We start from the raw sequence: 3,008 nt of genomic DNA, 5'->3' as shown, positions 1-3,008 counted from the left end.
ACGCTCCTGGAGGCGAAGGACGTCCCGGGGGCGGCGGAACGCTCCGTGCGGGCCGCGGCCGCCGGGGGCCAGCGGCACCGGCCGGACGGCGCGTTCCCGGACGCCGTACTGAGCGCGGTGCGCACCGAGGAACGCGCGGGGTACACCGGGCACCCGGGAGGGCCCCTGCACGGCGGGCCCTCCCGGGTGCCTGTCAGAGGCGGCGCCGGAACCTGCCCGGAGATCCCGGCTGCAGGGCCGATCCAGTTCCCCGGCATGACCCGGGCATTCCGGAGCACGCCGACGCCGTCGTGCGGCGGCCGCAGCGGCGGGTCCGCGGCGAACGCTCCCCAAGCGGTGCCCCGTCAAGGCGGCTGCGGCCAGCACAATAGCGGCGAGAGCGGTCCGGAAGCTCATGCTGCCCCTCGTGCTGAAGGGGTTGCACGACCGCCTCCAACGGAAACCGTGCGGACCGGACGCGTTGCGTCAGGCCACCACGGAAGGGCAACAAGCAGGCCGGCCACCTGCCAGACACGGCCCCCAGCCACAGCTGCGCCGCCACGCGGGGGCTGTCACCAGCGGCGGCCGCCGGCCATCCGCCCGGACAACACCGGACACACCGGCAAGACAACCGACCCCGCACCGCACTACCCGGCCCACACCTTCCATACCCAAACACCACACCTGCCTTCACATCCAAGACGCCAACCCGCAACCACACCTTCGAACCACCACCACACCACCCCGCCTTACAGATGCTCCTCCCCCGCACACCGCCCGGATCGGGCCCAGCCGCATGCCACCAACGCCCTACCCGGCACACCGACGCCGTACCCGGCGCACCGCGCCGGGAGGAACAACAAAAGCCGCACCACCCCGCCTTGCGGATCCCCCCGGCCGATCCTGACGGGAGCAACCAGCGGGCGCAGGCGCCCCGTAACGACAACCGGTGTGAAACCGCCGACAGCCCGCCTACCAGCCGGCCGCGCGAGCGGCGCAGCGGCGCAGCGGCGGCGGGCTATCCGTTGAGGGCTCGGATGAGATGAAGGACGATGCCGGCCCCGAAGGCGGCAGCGGTCACGAGCACGACGACCAGCAGGCAGCACAGCAACGCGAACACCACCATGACCCAGGTGCACCCCACAGCCCGGCGATACCCCGCGTCGTCGCCCCAGTCCTCTTCCAGCACAGCACCCCTCCCCCGGCCGGGAACAGTACCGAACGGCCAGCCGGCGTGCGGGAGCACCCTTCAGGGCCTGGCGCGGCGAGCACTCACCCTGTGGCCAATCTGCCGGCACCCGGCCAACACCCCGCGCGCGCCTGCGGGGGTGGTCCCGGCAACCTCCGCGCCGGACTCCTCGGCCGCCTGTGGTCCCCGCGCCTGCGGGGGTGGTCCCTTGGCGCGCCGGTGCCTGCCAGGTTCGATGGGGTGGTCCCCGCGCCTGCGGGGGTGGTCCCCGCGCCTGCGGGGGTGGTCCCCGCTTCTCGGCATCCTCGTCAGCACGGGCGGCGTGGTCCCCGCGCCTGCGGGGGTGGTCCCAGCTCGTCGGTGAGCAACGGCACCAAGGTCCGGTGGTCCCCGCGCCTGCGGGGGTGGTCCCCGGGCCGGTGACCGCGCCTAGCCCATTACCGTCTTCGTAGAGCCCGGTTCGGGTTCGTGGCCTTCAGGGCCGGTATGACTCGTTGCCCCTGTCCTTGATGATCCGGGGGTGCTGTCGCCGGCCCTAACGCTGCCCCGCGCATGCGCACCCCGCGGGAGCTGGCCGAACAGATTCATACCGCCCTGGCCCAGCAGACCGTCCAGGTCCGGCGAGATCATCGCCGGCCTGGCCGAAGCCCTCGCCGTCCTTCTCAAGCGCCGCGATCTCCTGGAGAGCCGGGTCGCCGCCCTGCTGGAGGCCCACCCTCTCTCGAAGGTCCTGACCTCCATGCCCGGGGTCGCGGTCAGGACCGGAGCCCGCATCCTGGCCGAGATCGGCGACGCCAGCGCGTTCCCCACCGCCGCCCACCTGGCCTCCTATGCGGGGCTGACCCCCACCACACGTCGGTCCGGGACCTCCATCCGGGGCGAAGTCCCGCCCCGCGGCGGCAACAAGATGCTCAAACGGGCCCTGTTCCTCGCCTCGTTCGCCTCACTGAGCAGCCCCGAATCCCGGGCCTACTACGACAGGAAACGAGCAGAGAACAAACGCCACAACGCAGCCCTCATCTGCCTCACCCGCCGCCGCGTCGACGTCCTGCACGCCATGCTCAAACATCGCACCCTCTACCAACCCCGGCACGACCAAGCAGCCTGATCAATCCCCCAGACCTTGACCGAACAGATAGAAGCACCCCCCGTTATGTTTTCCGCGGTCCTGCAAGAGGGCCGCTGGCCTCCGGCGCAGCGGCAGGAGGAGATCGATCGGGCGTTCGCCGAGAGGTGCGCGGCGGACCCGGAGATGGCGCGGGACATCGCCGCCTTCCGGCGCGGATGACGCCATCGACTCCGGGCAGAAACGAGCCCGCTGTGTATCGGGCGTGCGGATCGGATTCGGTCTTCCGGCTGGATTGTGCCCTTACCGCTCCCGGCGCTCTGCGGGATGATCGGGTCGCAACATGGCGCAACTGTCTAGACGCAGGAGGCGGTCATGGCACTACTTTTCATCGGGATCGACCCGGACACCGGCGGCGGTAACTGCCCGGCGGTATGGGTCGACCGACCCGAGGGCGACAGGACCGAAGCCGAGCTGGTACTCCAGGGGTGGCTGGCGGATGCCGCCACCCTGGAGCGCTGCGCTTCCGACAGTCCCAGGCCCGACACCGAGGCCGTCATCCGCATTCCGGCGCGGATGGTGCACCAGATCAGGGAGGCATGCGACGTTGTCGAACGTTCCCGGCTTTGACGAACTCCTCGACAGCGCCCACCAGCGGGCCCTGCACCTGGAGATGCGCGACACCTACGGCGTTACCGAAGAGGCCGACACCGTGGCCGCCTGGCGTGCCAGCGGGCAGGTACCCGCCCACGACTCCGCCTTCTGGCGCCCGTG

At 71.3% G+C, this 3,008-nt stretch carries 3 protein-coding genes and 2 pseudogenes; 4 read left to right on the top strand and 1 reads right to left on the bottom strand.

The window, feature by feature from the left end; all coding sequences use genetic code 11:
* Positions 1 to 997: 997 nt before the first annotated feature.
* Positions 998 to 1,168, bottom strand: a complete 171-nt coding sequence (locus tag ACQKIP_RS43975) for a hypothetical protein (RefSeq protein ID WP_365861948.1) — start codon at positions 1,166 to 1,168, stop codon at positions 998 to 1,000.
* Between the two features lie 543 nt (positions 1,169 to 1,711).
* Between ACQKIP_RS43975 and ACQKIP_RS43970 the strand changes: the two are divergent.
* The 4 genes and pseudogenes from ACQKIP_RS43970 to ACQKIP_RS43955 all read left to right on the top strand — a co-directional run.
* Positions 1,712 to 2,276 (top strand): annotated as a pseudogene (locus ACQKIP_RS43970) (transposase); the annotation flags it as partial.
* Positions 2,277 to 2,321: 45 nt separating this feature from the next.
* A complete protein-coding gene (locus ACQKIP_RS43965; RefSeq protein WP_365861950.1) occupies positions 2,322 to 2,456 on the top strand; it encodes a hypothetical protein in 135 nt (44 codons plus the stop codon).
* Between the two features lie 153 nt (positions 2,457 to 2,609).
* A complete protein-coding gene (locus ACQKIP_RS43960; protein ID WP_365861951.1) occupies positions 2,610 to 2,864 on the top strand; it encodes a hypothetical protein in 255 nt (84 codons plus the stop codon).
* Positions 2,865 to 2,907: 43 nt separating this feature from the next.
* Positions 2,908 to 3,008, top strand: a pseudogene (locus ACQKIP_RS43955) (DUF6879 family protein); the annotation flags it as partial.

The sequence above is a fragment of the Streptomyces sp. NPDC059900 genome (assembly GCF_050270335.1).
Lineage (GTDB): Bacteria > Actinomycetota > Actinomycetes > Streptomycetales > Streptomycetaceae > Streptomyces.
This window is presented reverse-complemented; position numbering and strand designations above follow the sequence as displayed.

What these genes read in the sequence shown, in the direction of transcription:
- ACQKIP_RS43965 (WP_365861950.1), top strand. Translation starts at nt 2,322, where the DNA reads ATGTTTTCCGCGGTCCTGCAAGAGGGCCGCTGGCCTCCGGCGCAGCGG.
- ACQKIP_RS43960 (WP_365861951.1), top strand. Translation starts at nt 2,610, where the DNA reads ATGGCACTACTTTTCATCGGGATCGACCCGGACACCGGCGGCGGTAAC.